The following is a 574-nucleotide window of genomic DNA, read 5'->3' on the forward strand; positions in this document are numbered from 1 at the left end:
GATCCTGGTGATCCAGACACTGAACAATCTCTCCGATGAACGGACGGAGTATCTGATCAACGACCGTCTGTCCTTCATGCGTTTCCTGGGCCTGGCGTTATCGGATCGGGTACCCGATGCCAAAACGGTCTGGCTGTTCCGCGAGCGTCTGACCGAGGCGGGCGCCATCCAGAATTTGTTCGCGCGCTTTGACGCCACATTGCGCAACGCCGGGTATTTACCGATGTCGGGCCAGATCCTGGATGCAACGCTGGTGGCTGCTCCAAAGCAGCGGAACTCCAACGCAGAGAAAGCCGATCTTCGGGAAGGACGGATCCCACAGAACTGGCAGGACAAACCGGCAAAGCTGTCGCACAAGGACCGTCATGCGCGATGGACGCTGAAGTTCACGAAAGCAAAGCGGCAGGACGATGGAAGCATGCCGTCGAGTGATCTCGCTATCCCATTCTTTGGCTACAAATCCCACGTCTCCATCGACCGGAAGTTCCGGTTCATCCGAAAATGGAAAGCGACGGATGCCGCCGCCAGTGATGGTGCGCGATTAAGAGAGGGGCTGTTGGATAAAGCCAATACG

The 574-nt window shown here is 57.0% G+C and carries 1 protein-coding gene; it reads left to right on the top strand.

Annotated features, from left to right (window positions below; genetic code table 11):
• Nucleotides 1-574, top strand: a 574-nt coding sequence (locus tag ACWNRM_RS15160; protein ID WP_485172253.1) for a transposase, incomplete at both ends; no start/stop codon positions are given.

The sequence above is a fragment of the Asaia sp. A2 genome (assembly GCF_057319415.1).